The sequence below is a fragment of the Mycobacterium sp. E1747 genome, from assembly GCF_001667775.1.
Classification (GTDB): domain Bacteria; phylum Actinomycetota; class Actinomycetes; order Mycobacteriales; family Mycobacteriaceae; genus Mycobacterium.
On sequence record NZ_LZJI01000114.1, the window covers coordinates 24,004 to 42,705 of the forward strand.

An 18,702-nucleotide genomic window follows, 5' to 3' on the forward strand; every position below is an offset into this window, starting at 1 on the left:
GGCGACGACGGCGACGTCAACGCCAGATGATCACGAGTATGCATTTCGTAGGCTATTAGCCTATGATTTGCATACTCAAGGAGGAATCATGGCGCAGAAGCACAGCACGGCGGTTCCCGCTAGCCTGGCCGCGTATCCTCTCGGCACATTCCGCCCAACACAAGCGAAACACACTTACGCCCACCCCGCCCCTGAGGTAGCGCGACTTCACGAACACGGTCTATTGCACCGACTGGCAGACGGTTATTACGTCGTCGTGCCACACGGAATGGCGGGCCGCGGCTGGATGCCAGGGCTTGAAGCCGCCGCGGCAGGCATCGCAACGGCGATCTACGGGTCGGACAACATCGTCGTCATGGGTATCAGTGCCGCGAGGCTGCACGGAGCAATCCCCCGCGCACTGGCTACCGCGACAGTTGCCGTACCTGAGCAACACCGTCCCATCACGTTGTCGGACCGCACTGCGGTCGTCCGGTTCGTCAAACGCAACACCCGGGGCATCGACGCCGAACGCTACGAGACCGAGCTCGGACCGACACTGGTGACCACTCCCGAGCAGACCCTCTTGGACCTCGCCCACCGCCCAAAACTTGGCGGCGCCGAAATCGAGATTCCAGCCGCCGTGGCGGCACTGTTCGAGCGCAGCGACAGGGATCGTCTGGAGGCTTTAGCGACCGAACAGCGACGCATCGCATCACTGCGTCGAGCGGAAACCTGGGTCCGACAGTGAACAGCAACGAAAAGCTTGCCGTCGCTGAACAATTCGGTGTCGCGACCGAGCAAGTCGAACGCGACCACCTCATCTCCCATCTCCTTGCATTTCTAAGCCGCGACTTCGGCGACCGCATCCACTTCATCGGCGGTACGGCGCTCGCCCGCACCTACCTCCCGGACGGGCGGCTGAGCGAGGACATCGACCTCATCGCAGTCGGAGATCGCAAACCCATAGCTGCCGAGCTGGACGCCGCTCTACCCTGCGCGCTTGCCCGCACTCACGGGCGACTCACGCTCGACCCAGCACTCACCAGCATTCCCGACACACGCGCAGCGATCCTCCGACGGACTGACCGTGAGAATCCAACTGCTGTCCCCTCGCACCCGCACCGTGTGGCCAACCGAGCGTCGATCATTGGTCCAGCGGTACGCCGATGCCCCCGCCGCCGAGTTGTTGGTGCCCACCCTTCCTGCCTTCGCCGCATCCAAGACCGCGACGTGGTTCGACCGGCATGCTTCCCGCGACCTGTGGGACCTCTGGGCGCTCGACCGGATCGGCGCTATCGATGCCGAAGCTGAAGTTCTCTACCGGCGCTTTGGGCCTACCAACAGACCGCCGGCGCTCCGAGACTTCACGACCGCGCCAACACAGGCCGACTGGCAGAACCAGCTCGGAGGCCAAACCCGTCTTACCGTTTCACCGACAGATGCTCTGACCGCCGTACGCAGCGCTTGGGCGCAGGTCATCAAGTCCACCCATCGGCCCCAGCCGACCGGCATAAACGATGAATAAACGATGACTCGAAAGAACCGATCTTGAAAAATGGGCTCTGAAGTGGGGCGCTTGTTCAGCGTAGGGCTGTTCAGCGTAGGGCTGTTCAGCGTAGGGCGGGCGGGGCTCGAACCCGCGACCAACGGATTATGAGTCCCTAGGTCTAGGTGGATAGCAAACTCTGCTTGGCCCGAAAATCGCCCTGCAGCGACTCCAATCCCCTAGTTTTCCAGTGCTTCTGGTATAAAATCTGGTCCAGCAGCAGACGCTGCCACGTAGCGGCAAATCAGCAAGTTGGGCTGCGTTTGTGGACGCGTTGTGGACGCGGGTGCGCCAACGCAACCTTGTCAGTGCCTCGTGCGAGGCTTAACGGTACCGGCTGAGAGAATGATGGCCGGACTCAGCTCCGACGCGCGGTGTGCGACTCTGTCGTCATCTAAATCGTGGTCCCAATTGAGGAGATGCCAAGGTGACTGAGCCGAAAGAGGCGACTTCAAGGAGCGTACGTGATCCGAAGCCAACTGCGGACCGCATACATCAGCTTGCTGGGCGCGTCTTATCGGGTGACATAGTCCTTCCGGAGTTTCAGCGTCCTTTTGTTTGGAAGCGTCACCAGATACTTGAGCTACTTGACTCAATCTATCGGAACTATCCGATCGGCAGCATGCTCGTCTGGGAATCAAGCCTGAAGCTGATGAGCAAGAGATCGATTGCCGATCTGCAGATAGCAGAGCGGAGCCCAAACTATCCGGTCAACTATCTACTCGACGGCCAGCAGCGCCTATCAACTGTTTGCGGCGTCCTACACTGGAAGCCCGGCAAACCGACCAGTGTGTGGAATGTTGCGTTCGATCTAAAGACCAGGGGATTCTTTCATGTAGACACGTTGGAAGAATTGCCATTGCACCAAATACCCTTGAGGAGATTGGCGGATCCATCCGAGTTTTATAGGAAGATATCACCGCTCACTGATCCGCATTTGAGCGCCGAGGCTGACTTACTTTTCAACCGCTTTACCGATTACCAAGTTCCGTTAGTAACCTTAGGAGAAATGGAGCTGCACGACGTCGCTCCGGTGTTTGAGCGGATAAATTCAACAGGTACGAGACTCACAATATTCGACCTCATGCGCGCGGCGACTTGGAGCACTAATTTCGATCTTGGGCGGTCTGTCGACGAGATCAGAAATGCCATCGCCCCTAAGCGATTTGCACAGCTCGATGAGAAGGTTTTTCTCCGTGCCCTCAGTGCCGCAGCAGGCGGATCATTTACTGCTGAAAGCATTGATGATTTGAGGAAGCGTGACGACGAGACGTTGAAGAAGGCGGTAGAAGCCACAATTGCGTCAGCATTGCTGGCGTGCGACTTCTTAAGTACGGAGGTGGACGTGCCAAGGTATGAGGCACTCCCTTATGCCAATCAATTCGTGGTTCTTTGTGAGATCTTCCGGCGGGTACCTCAGCCCAACGGCGCTCAACTCACCGAAATACGGAACTGGTTTTGGCGCACGACCCTCGCTGGATACTTCGGAGGCTGGAACGGCGGTCAGATGGCATCCGATATCGTCGCTATTCGACGGTGGGTTGGAAATGAGACGCAGACCATCGAAATCGGAACTGTGACCTCTAATGAACGGCTCTGGCGGACAAAATCGTTCCGATCGAATTCAGCCACATCGAAGATGGTTGCCCTCATGCTAGCTCAAGCTCAGCCTCGCGACATTCTAAATGGTCAAAAAATAGATCCCGATAAGTCGCTTGCGTGGTCAAATGATAAGGAGTTCCACCATTTCTTTCCGCAGGCGTACTTAAGAAACCAGGGGGTCAGCACGACACAAGCAAACCTCGTTGCCAACATCGTAATGCTGTCTTCAGCGAGCAATATCCAGATCAAAGATGCGTCACCTCAAGAGTATTTGACGAAAATCATCAATCAGGACGGACGCGAAGAAATCGTTAAGCGGTTAGCGACATGTTTAGTTTCCGAAGCTGCACTCGATGCTGCTCTCCAAAACGACTACGAGAGCTTCCTCCAACAACGCTCAATTACGCTGCAGGAGCACGCCCTAGATTTATGCGGAGAATCTGAGGATCAATCCGCCGAAGCCGCAATCGATCCTGACGAGATCGAAGATTCCGATGACGATTCGTCCGACTAGTCGAGGTTCTCGGGGCGGAACTTGCCATAGACACCATGCTCTTTGCCTCGTAGATAGGCTGTGTTCTGCCTGTCGGCACGCCTGGCGGTAAGAAAGTGTTGCAGCTTCCGACGCAGGTAGAAGATGCCGACCAATGCTGCCACGAGGATTGCGACTAAGATCGTAGCAACGATAGCGAAAGCCTGGGGATATACCCGCGCGATGATCCACGCCAGAAATCCGCCGGCTATCACATAGGTGATTACGGTCGGCAGCGCAAACGCAAGATAAACAGACCCGTAATTGCGCAACCAGTGTTTAGCCATACCCTTGGCAACACCACCCAGCGAGTTGTCCTCGCCTTCGTTGCCTGCCATCAGCAGTTCTCCCCTCCTACGAGACGCGCAGCCACTTCGCGTGTGAGCCTAACCGCTACGTCGCTGCTCCATGGACACAACGGTGGACATTGTCTTCGCAACCGGCCTGGCAAGGTCCGGAGCTGCGGTGTCGTCCCCGATGTTTCACAGGAAGGTCCGCCAGATGCCGGGCCAGTCTGACTACAACACCCGCCACCCGATGGACTGGGATGCCCTTGATGCCGAGGGGTCGGAATTTTCCTGGGGATCGGGTCTAGAACCTGGAGGCCTCAGCGGCGCACCCCCATCAGAAGGTGGCCGCTATCGCGGTACCAGCCCGCCCTGCGAGAAACGGATCGGCTAATGCACCCTAAATCTGGACGGCCAAGTGCTATTGGGAGTCGTCGGGTGGTACTTCGTATTCGTCGGCGTTCATTCTGCTTATGGTCCATTCATCTTCGATCCGCGTCGAGAGGAGAAGCGATTTGCCGTCGTTGATCGCCGAACCGATCAACTCCTCTCGCTGGGTTCTGACGTCAGATTTGGTCACTTCGAACGCAAGCACGGTTGCATCACTCGGGCGTGTCGACTCATACCAGTTGAGCCGATTCGTGGCTTCGATACTTGCAAGCTCGTGCTTCAATGCATGCAGCGCGACCTGCAGACGGCGGTCGTCTGGGTCAGTCATCGCTAAAGTCCCTTCCAAAGTCTGCCTCTCGGTGCCTGCATAAGTTCTTTGTCCGCGTGGAGTGCCGGAGCACCGGAAGGCTGCACCCTGGCTCGGGAACGCCGCAAGCAGCCGGTACACTTCGCGCCCCCTACGTATTCCTCGTGCAAGGACTAAATTGAGCCACGGCTGCTGTCTTCCCAGATTGACTCGACCGTGTCGTGGTCGTCGGCTTTTTTGGCAGCTTTCACGGCAGCCCTCTTCTGTGAGAGCTTGCGGATCTGCTCATCGAGTTCGACGAATTGGTCTTGTGGAGAATTGAAGAAGTCGTATGCACTCACCGACTCACGGGTGTCGATGGTATAGCCGTACTTTCTGAGGGTTTGATTGAACGGCGCTAGGTGCGAGCCGCCGAGAAACTGTGCGAGGGCGTACGAAACTCCCTCAAAGTGCGCCTCCCAAGCAATTTTTCCGGCGGATTCTTTGAGCACTACCCCGAGGTTCTGTGCAGCTCCGGCCAGCTCCTTGCGAAGGGCCGAGAGACCGTCCGGGCCGAGTGTTTTCGTGACGGCTGGCTGTTTCTGCGCGAGTTCTTTCGCGTATTGATCGATGTGATAGGGCAAGTGCTCCGCTACCGAGTCGAGTACCTGCTGCTTCAGCCGATCGACGGCAGCTTGCTGCTGACTTTCGTCGGCTTCAGCGGCCGCTAGCTGCCGCGCGGTTTCCTCGCTCATCCGGCTGCCCTTTCCGTTACGCCCACTCTGTGCCGACGACCTGCCCAGAGGTTACTCCTAAGAACTACAGTGATGTGTTTTCCCAGGAAATTCAAGGGTTCGCGAGCGACAAGTGCCTGAATATCGGTTCGAGTCCGCCTGGCGCCCCGATTGTGGACGCACTGTGGACATGGGCCGCTTTCGGCCCGCGTTCGAGGCGTCAACGTATGCCATAAAGTCGCCTCTATCTGCACAAATGCGTTGTAGGGCGGGCGGGGCTCGAACCCGCGACCAACGGATTATGAGTCCGCGGCTCTAACCAACTGAGCTACCGCCCCTAGCGATGTTCCGTAGGAAACCGTAGCCCAAAGCGCGGTCACCGTCCGACGGGCATGGGCGAAGCCCGCCGCTCCCGCGAAGGGAGGCGGCGGGCTTTCAAGGGCATCACACAGGCGCCGGCTGCCCGGGCGCTTGCCGCGCGGCCTGATCCTTGAGCCTCGGGATCAAGTCCGGCGCGTAGACGTAGATGGCCGACTCCACCTCCCACTCGGCCTGGGCCTGGTTCATCGGCGTGGTCCTGGTGATCATGTTGACCAACTCCTGGGCCTCGCCAAACGGATTGGGATGAGACCGGACCTGGCTGGCGAACCACCGTCCCTCGGCGGCCTCGCTGCAATCGTTGAAGTCGGCGTTGTGCACCATCTTGTTCTGCGCCAGCAGCTTGATGTACTGGTCGTCGGCCGGGGACATGTTGCACGACGCGGCCGCGTGCGGCGCCGCCAGCACGGCACCACCGAACATCGTCGCCCCCAGCGCAACTGCGGCGGCCCCCACCGTCAGCACTTGCCCGCGCGATCGTGTCATCCTCACTTTCCAAAACCCCCTCATCGCGGAATTTGCTAGTTTTCCTTTCGCGCTACGCATCGGGTACCACCGCCGACACGCGCGACAAACGACGCGCTCATCGAACAATGAATGAACAACAGTTAGCCAAAAACGCGCTGCGCGCTGTGAGTTCCGACTGGTTGAGGGACGTCACTCGATCGACGACCGCCGCCAACCGACAATCACCGATACAAGCAGTATCGGTGGCCTACTTCGAGTTAGCTGGTAACGCCGGGGCGCTACTCTTTGGGCCAGTCCGCGTGCGCGGCCTGATCCTTGATCTTGGGGATCACGTCCGGCGCATAGACGTAGACGGCCGACTCGACCTCCCACTCGGCCTGCGCCTGGGTCATCGAGGTTGTGTTGGTGATCATGTTGACCAGCTCTTGGGCTTCGCCGAATGGATTGGGATGGTTGCGCACCTGGTCGGCGAACCACCGCCCCTCGGCGGCCTCGGTGCAATCGCTGAAGTCGGCGTTGTGCACCATCTTGTTTTGCGCGAGCAGCTGGATGTACTGGTCGTCCTTCGGACTCAAATTGCACGACGCCGAAGCTTGCGGAGCCGACAGCACAGCGCCGCCGAGCATCGAGGCACCCAGCGCGACTCCGGCAGCCCAGACCGATGACGCTCGCATGTGCGACCGCGAACGGGTGGTTGTCATTCCGGTCCTCCCTCTGCGTGGGAGCGATGTCGCCCTCCGACGCAAGCCAAGCCTTCGTGTGGTGACTGCTAACCGAGATAACGGGCCACGGCATGCAGTCACGCGGTCGATAGTCGTCAACTCAGGCGGCGCTGCCATCTGAGACCACCAGCACATATGAGTTCACATATGAGTCTTGGTGTCGGGACATAAATTTAGCCAGTGGCAGCGGCCTGAGCGGCTAACTCTCGTTTGCGTGACCGTGTACTGATGGTTAACATTCGGTGCTTCGCCCCAAGGCGGGCCATCAAAACGCGCCACGCAAGCCGAGGCGGCATGCCCCAGCCAAAGTTTCTCGACCAGCGATTACACACCGCACGGCGGCGGTCGGCAGCCCCCGCCGCCCATCCGGGCGTCAACTGAAGACGGTCTGCCCGTCGGCCCCGAGCAGATAACGCTCGGTGCCCTGCTCCACGCGGGGCGCATCGGCACCCAAAGCGACGGCGACTTTATTGCTTGCATTCCGCATGATGTCAAAGGTGAGCTCGACGGCCTCGGCATCCGAGAACCGGGAGCGCACCTCGGCGGCATCGTCGACGGCGAGGTGCGCAGGGGTCCAAATTAACCCATCGGTGTAACGCAGCGCTGCTTTGACGCGGTCGTCGAGCAACCGGGATGCTTCGAAGCGACCGATCTCGTCATACAGCGTCTCTGAGCCGCCTGCGTCGAGCGCTGTGCCCTCCCGCAGCGACTTACACAACCGGCAGTTGTGCTGGGCCGCCCCACGCAGCCGGACCAGCTCGGAGGTGACGGGGTCGAGCGCGCGCATCCGGGCCACCGCAGGCAAGAAGTCGTTGAACACCAGATTCGCCGGGTTCGTCGAGTGATCCCACGCGACGCCGTTCACCCAGCCCACATACTCCGAGCCGAAACCGAGTGCCTCCAGCCCGGCGCGCACCCGGGGGACGAAGTCGGCGATATACATCGACACCACCGCGCCGAACGCACCATCGCCCAATTGCTTAACCAGCCGGGACCGCTGCGCGCCGGTGACCGCGGATACGTCGGCGCTGAACTGCTCGGCGAATTCGGCCACGGCGACCTCGGTCTCCGATTCCGGTGCGCCAGCCTCGAGGGGAGCCGGCAACGGCGGCAGTGACAACGTCTCGGCACAGACCCGCCGAATCAACGCCGCGATGCGCGCCTCCGGCTGAGAGCCCGGGAACAGGGCCACCAATCGCGCTAGCTGATCTGTTTGGGCCGAAACCGGAGCCGCCATTCGTCACACGCTAGAACTGCGCCGGCCCAGCGGCAATCGGCTATTGAGCCTGGCTCACCGACGACATATGGAAGTCCGGTATCCGCAGCGAAGGCATGGCCGACCGGGTGGCCCAGTCGGCCCACTCCCGCGGCAGGGTCTTCTCGCTCATCCCCGCCTCGGTGGCCCGCCGCAGCAGGTCCAGCGGACTCTCGTTGAAGCGGAAGTTATTGACGGCGCCGGTTACCTCGCCGTCCTCGATCAGGTACACACCGTCGCGGGTCAGCCCGGTGAGCAACAGCGTGGTGGGGTCGACCTCGCGGATGTACCACAGCGTGGTCAGCAGCAGGCCACGTTCGGTGCCGGCGATCATGTCGGCCAGCTCGGCCGACCCGCCCGTCATCACCAGGTTGTCGGCGGCGACCGCGACGTCGGCATCGAATTTGGCGGCCGTCGCGCGCGGGTAGGCCAGCGCGTTGATCATCCCGTTGCGGATCCAGTCGACGTGGCCGATCTGCATGCCGTTGTCGAACACCGACATCGTCTCCGACGAGCTGCTCACCGCGACGAATGGTGTGCACGCCAGGCCCGGCGCCATCGGGTCAGAGAACAGCGTCAGCGGCAAATCGGTGAGCCGCTCCCCCACCCGCGTTCCCCCACCCGGTGCGGAAAACGCGGTGCGGCCCTCGCGTGCACCGCGGCCGGCCATCGACCACGCCAGGTAAAGCATCATGTCGGCCACGGTGGACGGCGGCATGATCGTCTCGTAGCGACCCGCGGGCAGCGCCACTGTGCGCTCGGCCCAGCCGAGGCGCATCGACAGCTCGTCGAGCAGCGAATCCATTGGCACATCGACGAAGTCGGGCGTACCGATACCCGCCCAGGCGCTGGCGTCGCCGCGTTTGCCGTTGATCTCCACCGCCCCGGCGGGCTGGGTGTAGCGTCGGCGCACCCCCGTCGACGACGCGAGGAACGTCGTCGAAACACTATGGTGCGCAAAGCCGTACAGTCGGTCCGTGCGCTCAAAGCCGCGGCTCAAGGACTCGGCCACATCGGCGAACACGAGCGGCCCGGTGCCGGGCACCGGCGCCTCCCAATCGGCGGGCACCCCAGTGTCGGCCAGCAGCGGCGCGGCATCACCGGCTTCGGGCGCCGAGCGGGCCGCCTCCTGGGACGCGGCCACCAATTCGGGGATCACCCGCGGATCGACCTCGGCGGACACCATCGTGCCGATGCGCGCGCCGGACCCTTGGCGGACGATCGAGATCACCGTGATGCTGCGATTGACCGCAACCCCGTTGGTGGTCATCGAGTTACCCGCCCACCGCAGCGTCGCCTCGACCTTGTCGGTGACGAGCACCATGGTCTCGCTCGCGCCGCCGAGCTTGGCGGCCTCCTCGAGAACGAGGTTGACGACATGCTGCGCGCGAATCATCGGCCGCCCTCGGTCCGGGTATTGAGCACGTTCACACCACGGAACAACGCCGACGGACAGCCGTGGCTGACCGGGGCGACCTGACCGGGCTGGGCCTTCCCACAGTTGAATGCGCCGCCCAGCCGCCAGGTCGACGGGCCGCCCACGGCTTCCATCGAGTTCCAGAAATCCGTGGTGGTCGCCTGATAGGCCACGTCTCGCAGCTGGCCGTCCAGCCGGCCGCCGCGGATGCGGAAGAACCGCTGACCGGTGAACTGAAAGTTGTAGCGCTGCATGTCGATTGACCACGACTTGTCGCCGATGATGTAGATCCCGTCCTCGACACGGCTGATCAGGTCGGCGGTGCTGACGTCCTGGTGAGCCGGCTGCAACGAAACGTTGGCCATCCGTTGGATCGGCACGTGACGCGGTGAATCCGCATACGAACATCCGTTGGACCGCGGTTGCCCGAGCCGCGGAGCGAACACCCGATCGAGCTGATAGCCGACGAAGATGCCGTCGCGCACCAGATCCCAGCTTTGCGCCGCGACGCCCTCGTCGTCGTAACCGATGGTCGCCAGGCCGTGGTCGACGATGCGGTCGGCGGTCACGTTCATCAACGGTGAGCCGTACCGCATGCTGCCGAGTTTGTCGGGCGTGGCGAACGACGTTCCGGCGTATGCCGCCTCGTAGCCGATGGCCCTGTCGTATTCGGTTGCGTGCCCGATGGACTCATGAATCGTCAGCCACAGGTTGGTGGGGTCGATCACCAGGTCCGTGCGCCCCGCGGTCACGCTGGGCGCCTTGACCTTTTCGGCAAGCAGCGACGGCAATTGCGCCAGTTCGTCCGTCCAGTTCCACACCTCGTCGCCGGCCAGCACTTCCCAGCCGCGCCCGGTCGGTGGCGCCAGCGTGCGCATCGAGTCGAAGCTTCCCGCCGCCGCGTCGACGGTCACCGCCTCCAGCGACGGCTGCACCCGCACCCGCTGTTGGGTGATCGATGACCCGAAGGTGTCGGCGTAGAAAGACTGTTCCTTGACGGCCGTGAGGATGGCCGACACGTGGTCGACACCATCCGCGCTGAGGAGGCGCCCCGAGTAATCCTCCAGCACGTCGATCTTCTCGGACACCGGGACGGTGAACGGGTCGGTCCGGTAATTCGAGACCCAGCTGGCGTCGGCGTACACCGGCTCGGGCGCCAGCTCGACGCGTTCGCGGTTCAGCATCGCCAGGGTGGTGGCCACCTGCACGGCGTGACGCGCGGTCTCGGCCGCGACCGACGGCGCCAGCTCAGCATGGGAGGCGAAACCCCACGTGCCGTCGACGATCACCCGAACCGCCAGCCCGACCTCGCGGTTGACGACTGCGGTCTCCAGCTCGCCGTCGCGTAGCTGGATGATCTCGGTCACGATGCGGTGAACCCGCAGGTCGGCGTAGCTGGCGCCGGCCGCGGTGGCCGACGACAGCGCGGCTTCGGCCAGCTCGTGGCGCGGCAGGTTGAGGAAGTCGGCATCGATCCCCCGGTTCGGTGTCACGGTTCCACCGTAACGGCCGCTCACCCCAAACCCGGGCGCCGCCCGCTTTAATTACCTCCATGGCCAGCGGCGTCGGCAGGACACAGCCTCGCTCCACCGCGCTGGGCTACGCCCTGCTGGCGCCCAGCCTGTTCGGCGTCGTCGCCTTCTTGCTGCTGCCCATCCTCGTGGTGCTCTGGTTGAGCCTGTGCCGATGGGACCTGCTCGGGCCGCTGCACTATGTGGGCCTGGCCAACTGGCGCTCGGTGCTGACCGACCGCAACTTCGCCAACTCGCTGATCGTCACCGCCGTCTTCGTGGCGATCGTGGTCCCGGCGCAGACGGTGCTGGGCCTGATGGCCGCGTCGATGTTGGCTCGTCAGCTCCCCGGCACCGGCCTGTTCCGCACCCTCTACGTGCTGCCGTGGATCTGCGCGCCGCTGGCAATCGCGGTGCTGTGGCGCTGGATTCTGGCTCCCACCGACGGAGCCGTGAGCACCCTGCTGGGCCACAGCATCGAGTGGCTGTCGGACCCCAGCTTCGCGCTGCCGCTCGTTTCGGCCGTCGTCGTATGGACGAACGTCGGATACGTCTCGTTGTCGTTTTTGGCGGGCCTGCTGGCGATCCCCGACGACATTCACGCCGCCGCCCGCACCGACGGAGCGACCGCGTGGCAACGGTTCCGGCGCATCACCCTGCCCATGCTGCGACCGACCACGTTCTTCGTCCTTCTGACGGGGATCGTCAGCACCGCACAGGTTTTCGACATGGTCTACGCTCTGACCGGCGGCGGACCAGGCGGCAGCACCGACCTGGTGGCCCACCGCATCTACGCCGAGGCTTTCGGTTCCGCGGCCATCGGGCGCGCGTCGGTGATGGCGGTGGTGCTGTTCGTCATCCTGATCGGCGTCACCATGGTGCAGCACCTGTATTTCCGGCGGCGGATCAGCTATGACCTCACCTAGCCGGCTCGCCATTTACGCCGGGCTCATCGTCGGTGCGCTGATCACGTTGGCACCGTTCGCCCTTGGCCTGCTCACCTCGTTCACCTCGGCCCACCAGTTCGCGACGGGCACGCCCCTGCAGCTACCGCGGCCGTTCACCCTCGCCAACTACGCCGACCTGGGCGGAGCCGGATTCGGCCGGGCGGCGGCCGTGACCGCGTTGATGACCGCGGTGATCCTGCTGGGCCAGATGACTTTTTCGGTGCTCGCGGGGTACGCCTTCGCGCGATTGGACTTTCCCGGGCGCGACGCGCTGTTCTGGGCGTACATCGCCACGTTGATGGTGCCGGGCACGGTCACGGTGGTACCGCTGTATCTCATGATGGCCCAGCTCGGGCTGCGGAACACGTTCTGGGCGTTGGTGCTGCCCTTCATGTTCGGCTCACCGTACGCGATCTTCCTGCTGCGCGAGCACTTTCGCATCATCCCGAACGATTTGATCAACGCCGCCCACCTGGACGGCGCCAACACACTGGACGTGATCGTGCACGTGGTCATCCCGTCCAGCCGACCGGTGCTGGCCGCCTTGACGTTGATCACCGTGGTCTCGCAGTGGAACAACTTCATGTGGCCGTTGGTGATCACCAGCGGGCACAAGTGGCGGGTGCTGACGGTGGCGACGGCCGACTTGCAGTCACGGTTCAACGCCCAGTGGACGTTGGTGATGGCGGCGACGACGGTCGCGATCGTCCCGCTGATCGCGCTGTTCGTGGTTTTCCAGCGGCACATCGTCGCTTCGATCGTCGTCTCGGGGCTCAAGTGACCCGTTCGCGCGCCGAGATCACGGCTGTGCATCCCGGCGATCGACGACCACCCGGGCAATCTCGGTGCAGGCCATGACGCGGCCCCGCGTTTCGACACTGATGGCCGGGGCGCTCGCCCTGGTGGCGCTCCTGTTGGGCGCGACCGCGGTGCTGCTCGATTACTCCGGCCAGCCCCCCGGCGGCAAGATCGTCGTGACGGTGCGGGTCTGGGGCGACCAGATCGCCGCGGCCTACCGGCGGTCCTTCGAGGCGTTCAACCGCGCGCATCCCGATATCGCGGTGCACACCAGCGTGGTGTCGTATTCGACGTACTTCGACACGCTGCGCACCGATGTCGCCGGCGGCAGCGCCGACGACATCTTCTGGCTGTCCAACGCCTACCTGGCCGCCTACGCCGACAGTGGGCGGCTGATGAACATCGGTGCCACCCTCAAACCGGCCTCCGCCGCGGCGTGGGACTCCGCGGTCGCCGACCAGTTCACCCGCGGGGGCGTGCTGTGGGGTGTGCCGCAACTGACCGACGCCGGGATCGCGCTGTACTACAACGCGGACCTGCTCGCCGCGGCGGGCGTCGAACCCACCCAGCTGACCGGATTGCGATGGAGTGCCGACGGCACCGACGGTCTGCGTCCCATGTTGGCCCGGCTCACCGTGGACGCGGACGGACATGCCGGAAACACACCCGGTTTCGATGCCCGGCGGGTTCGGCAGTGGGGCTACAACGCCGCCAACGACCCGCAAGGCATCTACCTCAACTACATCGGTTCGGCCGGCGGGGTTTTCCAGCGCGGCGATCAGTTCGCGTTCGACAATCCAGGGGCGGTGCAGGCCTTCCGCTACCTGGTTGGCCTGATCAACGACGACCACGTCGCGCCGCCCGCCTCGGACACCAACGACAACGGGGACTTCTCGCGCAACCAATTCTTGGCGGGCAGGATGGCGCTCTTCCAATCCGGCACCTACAACCTGGCGCCGGTGGCCCGCGATGCCCGCTTCCGCTGGGGCGTGACGATGATGCCGGCCGGCCCGGTGGGCCGGGTGAGCGTCACCAATGGCATTGCGGCGGCCGGCAATGCCGCTACGAGGCATCCCGACGCGGTGCGCCAGGTGCTGACCTGGATGGGCAGCAAGGAAGGCAACGAGTTCCTCGGTCGCGAGGGCGCGGCCATCCCGGCGGTCCTGTCGGCCCAACCGGTTTACTTCGACTACTGGTCCGCCCGAGGCGTCGACGTCACACCGTTCTTCGCCGTGCTCAACGGACCGCGCATCGCGGCCCCGGGCGGCGCCGGCTTCGCGGCCGGCAACGACGCCCTGCGGCCGTACTTCGATGAAATGTTCCTCGGCCGCGGCGATGTCGCGGCCACCCTGGCCAGGGCGCAGGCGGCGGCGAACGCCGCGGCCCAGCGCTAGCCTGGCAGCACGAGCACCGGCACGGGGCTCTCACGGATGATCTTGGTGCTGCGAGAACCGAGGAAGACCCGGCGGATGTCGCCACGAGGCCGGGTGCCCAACGCCAGGATCTCGCCCTCCTGCCAATCCGCCTTCGCCAACGCCTCCTTCCAGCTGCGGCCGGTAACGACTTGCAGCGCAACGTCTTCGCTCACAATCTCGTCCGTCTTGAGTTCCTCGAGGATTTCTCGCACCTGCGCGGCCCAGGCCTGCAGCACCTGATCCTCGACCTCGAGCCCGACCTCCGGGGGGTACATCGTCTTGCCGCGGACCGCGAAGGTGATCACTCGCACCGGCACCCCGAATCGCCGGCCGAAGTCATTACAGCGTTTCACCACATCTATCGAGTCCGGGGTGGCCGAGTAGGCACAGGTGAGGCGGGTCAACTTTCCTTGGTGCGAGCGGTAATTCCGCGGGCTGATGGCCACCGGGACGGGAGAGGCGTGCAGCAGCCAGTCGGCGGTCGAGCCGATCAGCACCAGCCCACGTCCCCCGCTGGGCAGCGAGCCGAGCACGAGCACATCGGCCTCCACCTCATGGATGATTTCGAGGAGTCCCCCGGACACCGATCCGTGCGCACGGTGCAGGTAAGTGACCTCGATCCCGTCAGCCATCGCGTCCAGGAAACGGGTGGCCTCCTTCGCCGACTCCGCGGCCATGGTGTCGGCCCACAGTTCGTACTCAGCGTCGATGCGACCGCGCGACGGCGTCAGCCACGGCTTGGGCACGATGGTCGCCACGGTGAGCGAGGTGCCGCGGGTCCGCGCGATGCGCACGCCCAGATGCAACCCGGAGAGGCCGACCTTGCCGGCCCGGTATCCCACAACGACGGTCACAGCGCGTCCGGCTCCAGCGCTCCGGCGTTGAGCGCGCTGTGATGGCGGCCCCACACGAAGTAGAAGACTAACGCGAGCGCGATCCAGCCACTGAAGGCAATCCAGGTGTACCAATGCAAGCTGGCGAGGATGTATCCGCACGCCAACACCGAAAGCGCGGGCGTGACGGGATAGCCGGGCACCTTGAAGCCCCGGGGCAGGTCGGGCTCGCGCACGCGCAAGATGACCACTCCAGCGGATACGACGACGAACGCGGTGAGCGTCCCGATGGACACCATGTCCGCGAGCTTCTCCAGCGGTATGAAGGCGGCCAGCGCGGAGGCCGCGATGCCCACGATCACCGTGTTGCCCACCGGCGTCATGGTCCGCGTGTTCACCCGCGCGAATCGGGTGGGCAGCAGCCCGTCGCGGCCCATTGCGAAGAGGATCCGCGTCTGCCCGTACATGGTGACCAGGGTGACGGAGAAGATCGAAATGACAGCGCCCGCAGCCAGGATGGTGCCCGCCCAGCTGCCGCCGGTGACGTTGTCGAGGATGGTGGACAGCCCGGCCTCCTGCTGCCCGGCAAAGTCCTGCCAGGGTTGGGTGCCCAGCGCGGCCACCGCGACCAATACGTAAACGCTCGTCACGGTCACCAGCGCCGCAATCAGCGCGCGCGGCATGGTCTGTTGCGGGTCCTTGACCTCGTCGCCCGCGGTGGACACGGCATCAAGCCCGATATAGGAGAAGAAGATAGTGCCGGCGGCCGAGCCGATTCCCGCGGCGCCGAAGGGCGCGAAGTCGTGGAGATGGTGCGCGTCGAACGCCGTGAACGCCACGATCACGAAGATGATCAGCACGCCCAGCTTGACGAGCACCATGATCGTGTTGACCCTGGCCGATTCGCTGGCGCCGCGGATGAGCAGCAACGCGCACATCGCGATCAAGATGATCGCGGGCAGGTTCACATAGCCGGGCCGGGCATCCCACGGCGCGGCTGACAGCGCGTGCGGCAACTGGAAGCCGAAGACGTTGCTGAGCAGCTTGTTCAGATATCCGCTCCAGTTGACCGCGACGGCGGCGGTCGACACCCCGTATTCGAGCAGCAGACAGGCGGCCACACCCATCGCCACGACCTCACCCAGGGTGGTATAGGCGTAGGAGTACGACGATCCGGAAACCGGTACCGCCGAAGCCAATTCGGCGTAGCAGATGGCCGCGAGCCCGGCCGCGACCCCGGCGATGAGGAAGGACAGGATCACTCCCGGGCCGGCTTCGGGCACGGCCTGAGACATGACGAAGAAAATGCCCGTTCCGACCGTCGAGCCGACCCCGAACATGGTCAACTGGAAAGTGCCGATGCTCCGCTTGAGGTGGTCCGCGGCCCCGTACGCGACGGGCGTGCCGAGAACCGGACGGCGCCGCAGCATCTGCTCCTTGAGGCTGATCGACGTGGGTGGCAATTACCCCTCCTTGTTCGATCAGCTGATTATGGGCCAGCCTCCCGCAACGCAGAAGCGAACTGCTCAATCGCCCAGTCGATCTCCTGCTCGTTGATCACCAGCGGTGGCGCGAACCGCAACGTCGAGCCGTGCGTGTCCTTTACCAACACGCCCCGGTCGGCCAACCGGAGGCTTATCTGCTTGCCCGTCCCGAGTTGGGGGTCGACGTCGACTCCAGCCCACAATCCCAGCCCGCGCACCGCGAGCACGCCGTGACCCAGCAGTTCGCGCAGCCGTGTGTGCAGGTATGCGCCCAACATCGCTGAGCGGGCCTGGAATTCTCCGCGGCCCAACATGGACACCACGGTGGTGCCGATGGCGGCGGCCAACGGGTTGCCGCCGAAGGTGGAGCCGTGTTCGCCGGGATGCAGCACGCCCAAGATCTCGCGGTCGGCGACCACCGCCGACAAGGGGACCACGCCACCACCCAGGGCCTTACCGAGCAGGTAGACGTCCGGCACCACGCCCCAGTGGTCGCAGGCGAAGGTGTGGCCCGTGCGCGCCAGGCCGGACTGGATCTCGTCGGCGATCATCAGCACGTTGCGCTCGCTGCACAGGGTGCGAACGGACGGTAGATAGCCGTCTGGCGGAACGACGATGCCCGCCTCGCCCTGAATGGGTTCCAGCAGCACCGCGACGGTGTTGTCGTCGACCGCACACGCCAGCGCGTCGGCATCACCGAAGGGCACCGAACGGAACCCCGGCGTGAACGGCCCGAACCCGTCCCGCGCCGTCGGATCCGAGGAGAAGCTGACGATGCTGATCGTGCGACCGTGAAAGTTGTTGGCGGCCACGATGATGTTCGCCCGACCGTCGGGCACGCCCTTGACGTCGGCGCCCCACTTGCGGGCGATCTTGAGACCGCTCTCCACGGCTTCGGCGCCCGAGTTCATCGGCAGCACCAGGTCTTTGCCGCATAGCCGGGCCAAGGCGGCGCAGAACGGGCCGAGGGTGTCGGAATGGAAAGCGCGGCTCACCAGCGTGACGGTGTCGAGCTGAGCGTGGGCCGCCGCCGTGATCTCCGGGTTGCGGTGGCCGAAGTTGACCGCCGAGTAGGCGGCCAGACAATCCAGGTAGCGCCGGCCCTCCACGTCGGTGATCCAGGCGCCCTCGGCGCTGGCCGCCACCACGGGCAATGGCGAATAGTTATGTGCCGCATGGCGTTCGACCAGCTCGATGGCGGCCTCGGTTTCGGTCGACGTCCGGGCTTCGAGGATCGTCATGGGAATACCTCCAATGTGCAGCACTTGACCGAACCGCCGCCCTTGAGGAGCTCAGATAGGTCGACGCCGACGGGCTCGAAGCCCGCGGCGCGCAGTTGCGCGGCGAATCCGGTTGCCTTGGCGGGCAAGACGACGTGCCGTCCGTCAGACACGACGTTGAGGCCGAGCACGAATGCGTCGGCGCTTCCGACGACGATCGCGTCGGGAAACAGCGCATGTAGTCGGTCCTGCGACGCGGCGCTGAACGCCGGCGGGTAGAACGCGACCGTGTGGTCGTCGAGCACGGCCAGCGCGGTATCGAGATGGTAGAAGCGTGGATCCACCAGTTCGAGCGATACGACGGGGAGGCGGAGTGCCGCGGCGATTTCCGGGTGCGCGCGCCGGTCGGTGCGAAAGCCGTAGCCCGCCAGGACCGTTCGCCCGACCATCAACAGGTCGCCCTGCCCCTCGTTGATGTGACGGGTGGATACCGGCCGGTACCCGATGGATGACATCCAGTCGGCGTAGGCGCGCGATTCACCGGCCCGCTCGGCGAATCGAAACCTCGCGACGACCGCGACGTCACCGGCGACGAATCCGCCGTTGGCGGCGTACACCATGTCCGGCAGCCCAGGCGCGGCCTCGATCACGTCCACGTGGTGGCCTAGCCGAATATACGTCGCGCGCAACGCCTCCCATTGGGCGTGCGCGAGCCCGACGTCGACTGGCGTCGCGGTGTCCATCCACGGGTTGATCGCGTACTCGACGGCGAAGAACGTCGGCGGCGTCATCGCGTAGCGGCGGGCGGTCGGCATGCGAGTGTGCGCGGTAGGCGCCGACGCGGGCGCTCCGACGTACTGTTCCATCATAAATCAACGGTATTGGCGGTCGGCTG

The 18,702-nt window shown here is 64.1% G+C and carries 18 protein-coding genes, 1 tRNA gene and 1 pseudogene; 7 read left to right on the top strand and 13 right to left on the bottom strand.

The features are described 5' to 3' along the window. Window positions 1-88 precede the first annotated feature (88 nt). The 4 genes and pseudogenes from A5695_RS11475 (at window position 89) to A5695_RS11485 (ending at window position 3,644) form a co-directional block, all read left to right on the top strand. Window positions 89-730: a type IV toxin-antitoxin system AbiEi family antitoxin gene (locus tag A5695_RS11475; RefSeq protein ID WP_068081426.1), complete on the top strand. Its 642-nt coding sequence runs from the start codon at window positions 89-91 to the stop codon at window positions 728-730. Continuing rightward, window positions 727-960, top strand: a pseudogene (locus A5695_RS30225) (nucleotidyl transferase AbiEii/AbiGii toxin family protein); the annotation flags it as partial. The gene A5695_RS11475 and the pseudogene A5695_RS30225, both read left to right, overlap by 4 nt. Window positions 961-1,105: 145 nt before the next feature. Continuing rightward, complete coding sequence (locus A5695_RS30230) at window positions 1,106-1,507, top strand: nucleotidyl transferase AbiEii/AbiGii toxin family protein (RefSeq protein ID WP_369830181.1); 402 nt, start codon at window positions 1,106-1,108, stop codon at window positions 1,505-1,507. Window positions 1,508-1,955: 448 nt separating this feature from the next. Continuing rightward, the gene (locus A5695_RS11485; protein WP_068081293.1) at window positions 1,956-3,644 is read left to right on the top strand and encodes a DUF262 domain-containing protein; all 1,689 of its coding nucleotides are present in this window, start codon (window positions 1,956-1,958) and stop codon (window positions 3,642-3,644) included. Here A5695_RS11485 and A5695_RS11490 read toward each other — a convergent pair. The 9 genes from A5695_RS11490 to A5695_RS11530 form a co-directional block, all read right to left on the bottom strand. Then, window positions 3,641-4,000: a hypothetical protein gene (locus tag A5695_RS11490; protein ID WP_068081297.1), complete on the bottom strand. Its 360-nt coding sequence runs from the start codon at window positions 3,998-4,000 to the stop codon at window positions 3,641-3,643. The genes A5695_RS11485 and A5695_RS11490 overlap by 4 nt on opposite strands. A gap of 370 nt (window positions 4,001-4,370) precedes the next feature. Beyond that, window positions 4,371-4,667, bottom strand: a complete 297-nt coding sequence (locus A5695_RS11495) for a hypothetical protein (protein ID WP_068081300.1) — start codon at window positions 4,665-4,667, stop codon at window positions 4,371-4,373. Between the two features lie 152 nt (window positions 4,668-4,819). Further along, the gene (locus A5695_RS11500) at window positions 4,820-5,380 is read right to left on the bottom strand and encodes a hypothetical protein (RefSeq protein WP_068081304.1); all 561 of its coding nucleotides are present in this window, start codon (window positions 5,378-5,380) and stop codon (window positions 4,820-4,822) included. A 243-nt stretch (window positions 5,381-5,623) separates the two neighbouring features. After that, window positions 5,624-5,697 (bottom strand) — tRNA-Ile (locus A5695_RS11505). Between the two features lie 106 nt (window positions 5,698-5,803). Continuing rightward, complete coding sequence (locus tag A5695_RS11510; protein ID WP_197515460.1) at window positions 5,804-6,223, bottom strand: hypothetical protein; 420 nt, start codon at window positions 6,221-6,223, stop codon at window positions 5,804-5,806. A gap of 260 nt (window positions 6,224-6,483) precedes the next feature. Next, window positions 6,484-6,906: a hypothetical protein gene (locus tag A5695_RS11515; protein ID WP_231974791.1), complete on the bottom strand. Its 423-nt coding sequence runs from the start codon at window positions 6,904-6,906 to the stop codon at window positions 6,484-6,486. Between the two features lie 394 nt (window positions 6,907-7,300). Continuing rightward, entirely contained in the window at window positions 7,301-8,164 is an 864-nt protein-coding gene (locus A5695_RS11520; protein WP_068081307.1) for a carboxymuconolactone decarboxylase family protein, read from the bottom strand. Window positions 8,165-8,204: 40 nt separating this feature from the next. Then, window positions 8,205-9,578, bottom strand: a complete 1,374-nt coding sequence (locus tag A5695_RS11525) for a TldD/PmbA family protein (RefSeq protein WP_068081310.1) — start codon at window positions 9,576-9,578, stop codon at window positions 8,205-8,207. Next, window positions 9,575-11,092, bottom strand: a complete 1,518-nt coding sequence (locus A5695_RS11530) for a TldD/PmbA family protein (protein WP_068081436.1) — start codon at window positions 11,090-11,092, stop codon at window positions 9,575-9,577. The genes A5695_RS11525 and A5695_RS11530 overlap by 4 nt, the downstream gene beginning before the upstream one ends. A 59-nt stretch (window positions 11,093-11,151) precedes the next feature. Between A5695_RS11530 and A5695_RS11535 the strand changes: the two genes are divergently transcribed. The 3 genes from A5695_RS11535 (at window position 11,152) to A5695_RS11545 (ending at window position 14,249) form a co-directional block, all read left to right on the top strand. Then, window positions 11,152-12,036 carry a carbohydrate ABC transporter permease gene (locus A5695_RS11535; RefSeq protein ID WP_068081314.1) on the top strand — a complete coding sequence of 295 codons (885 nt, stop codon included), beginning with the start codon at window positions 11,152-11,154 and terminating at the stop codon, window positions 12,034-12,036. After that, entirely contained in the window at window positions 12,023-12,838 is an 816-nt protein-coding gene (locus tag A5695_RS11540; protein WP_068081316.1) for a carbohydrate ABC transporter permease, read from the top strand. The genes A5695_RS11535 and A5695_RS11540 overlap by 14 nt, the downstream gene beginning before the upstream one ends. A 73-nt stretch (window positions 12,839-12,911) precedes the next feature. After that, on the top strand, window positions 12,912-14,249 hold the full coding sequence (locus A5695_RS11545; protein ID WP_068081319.1) for an extracellular solute-binding protein: 1,338 nt from the start codon (window positions 12,912-12,914) through the stop codon (window positions 14,247-14,249). Here the strand turns inward: A5695_RS11545 and A5695_RS11550 are convergent. Genes A5695_RS11550 through ddaH form a run of 4 tightly spaced genes read right to left on the bottom strand, consistent with a single transcriptional unit; the run spans window position 14,246 to window position 18,676 of the window. Beyond that, window positions 14,246-15,124, bottom strand: coding sequence for a universal stress protein (locus A5695_RS11550; RefSeq protein ID WP_068081322.1), 879 nt, complete (start codon window positions 15,122-15,124; stop codon window positions 14,246-14,248). The genes A5695_RS11545 and A5695_RS11550 overlap by 4 nt on opposite strands. Continuing rightward, complete coding sequence (locus tag A5695_RS11555) at window positions 15,121-16,566, bottom strand: amino acid permease (RefSeq protein WP_156749587.1); 1,446 nt, start codon at window positions 16,564-16,566, stop codon at window positions 15,121-15,123. Before A5695_RS11555 ends, A5695_RS11550 begins: the two co-directional genes overlap by 4 nt. A 26-nt stretch (window positions 16,567-16,592) precedes the next feature. Next, the gene (gene rocD / locus A5695_RS11560) at window positions 16,593-17,828 is read right to left on the bottom strand and encodes an ornithine--oxo-acid transaminase (protein WP_068081325.1); all 1,236 of its coding nucleotides are present in this window, start codon (window positions 17,826-17,828) and stop codon (window positions 16,593-16,595) included. After that, window positions 17,825-18,676: a dimethylargininase gene (gene ddaH, locus A5695_RS11565; protein WP_068081328.1), complete on the bottom strand. Its 852-nt coding sequence runs from the start codon at window positions 18,674-18,676 to the stop codon at window positions 17,825-17,827. The genes rocD and ddaH overlap by 4 nt, the downstream gene beginning before the upstream one ends. Between the last annotated feature and the right edge of the window lie 26 nt (window positions 18,677-18,702).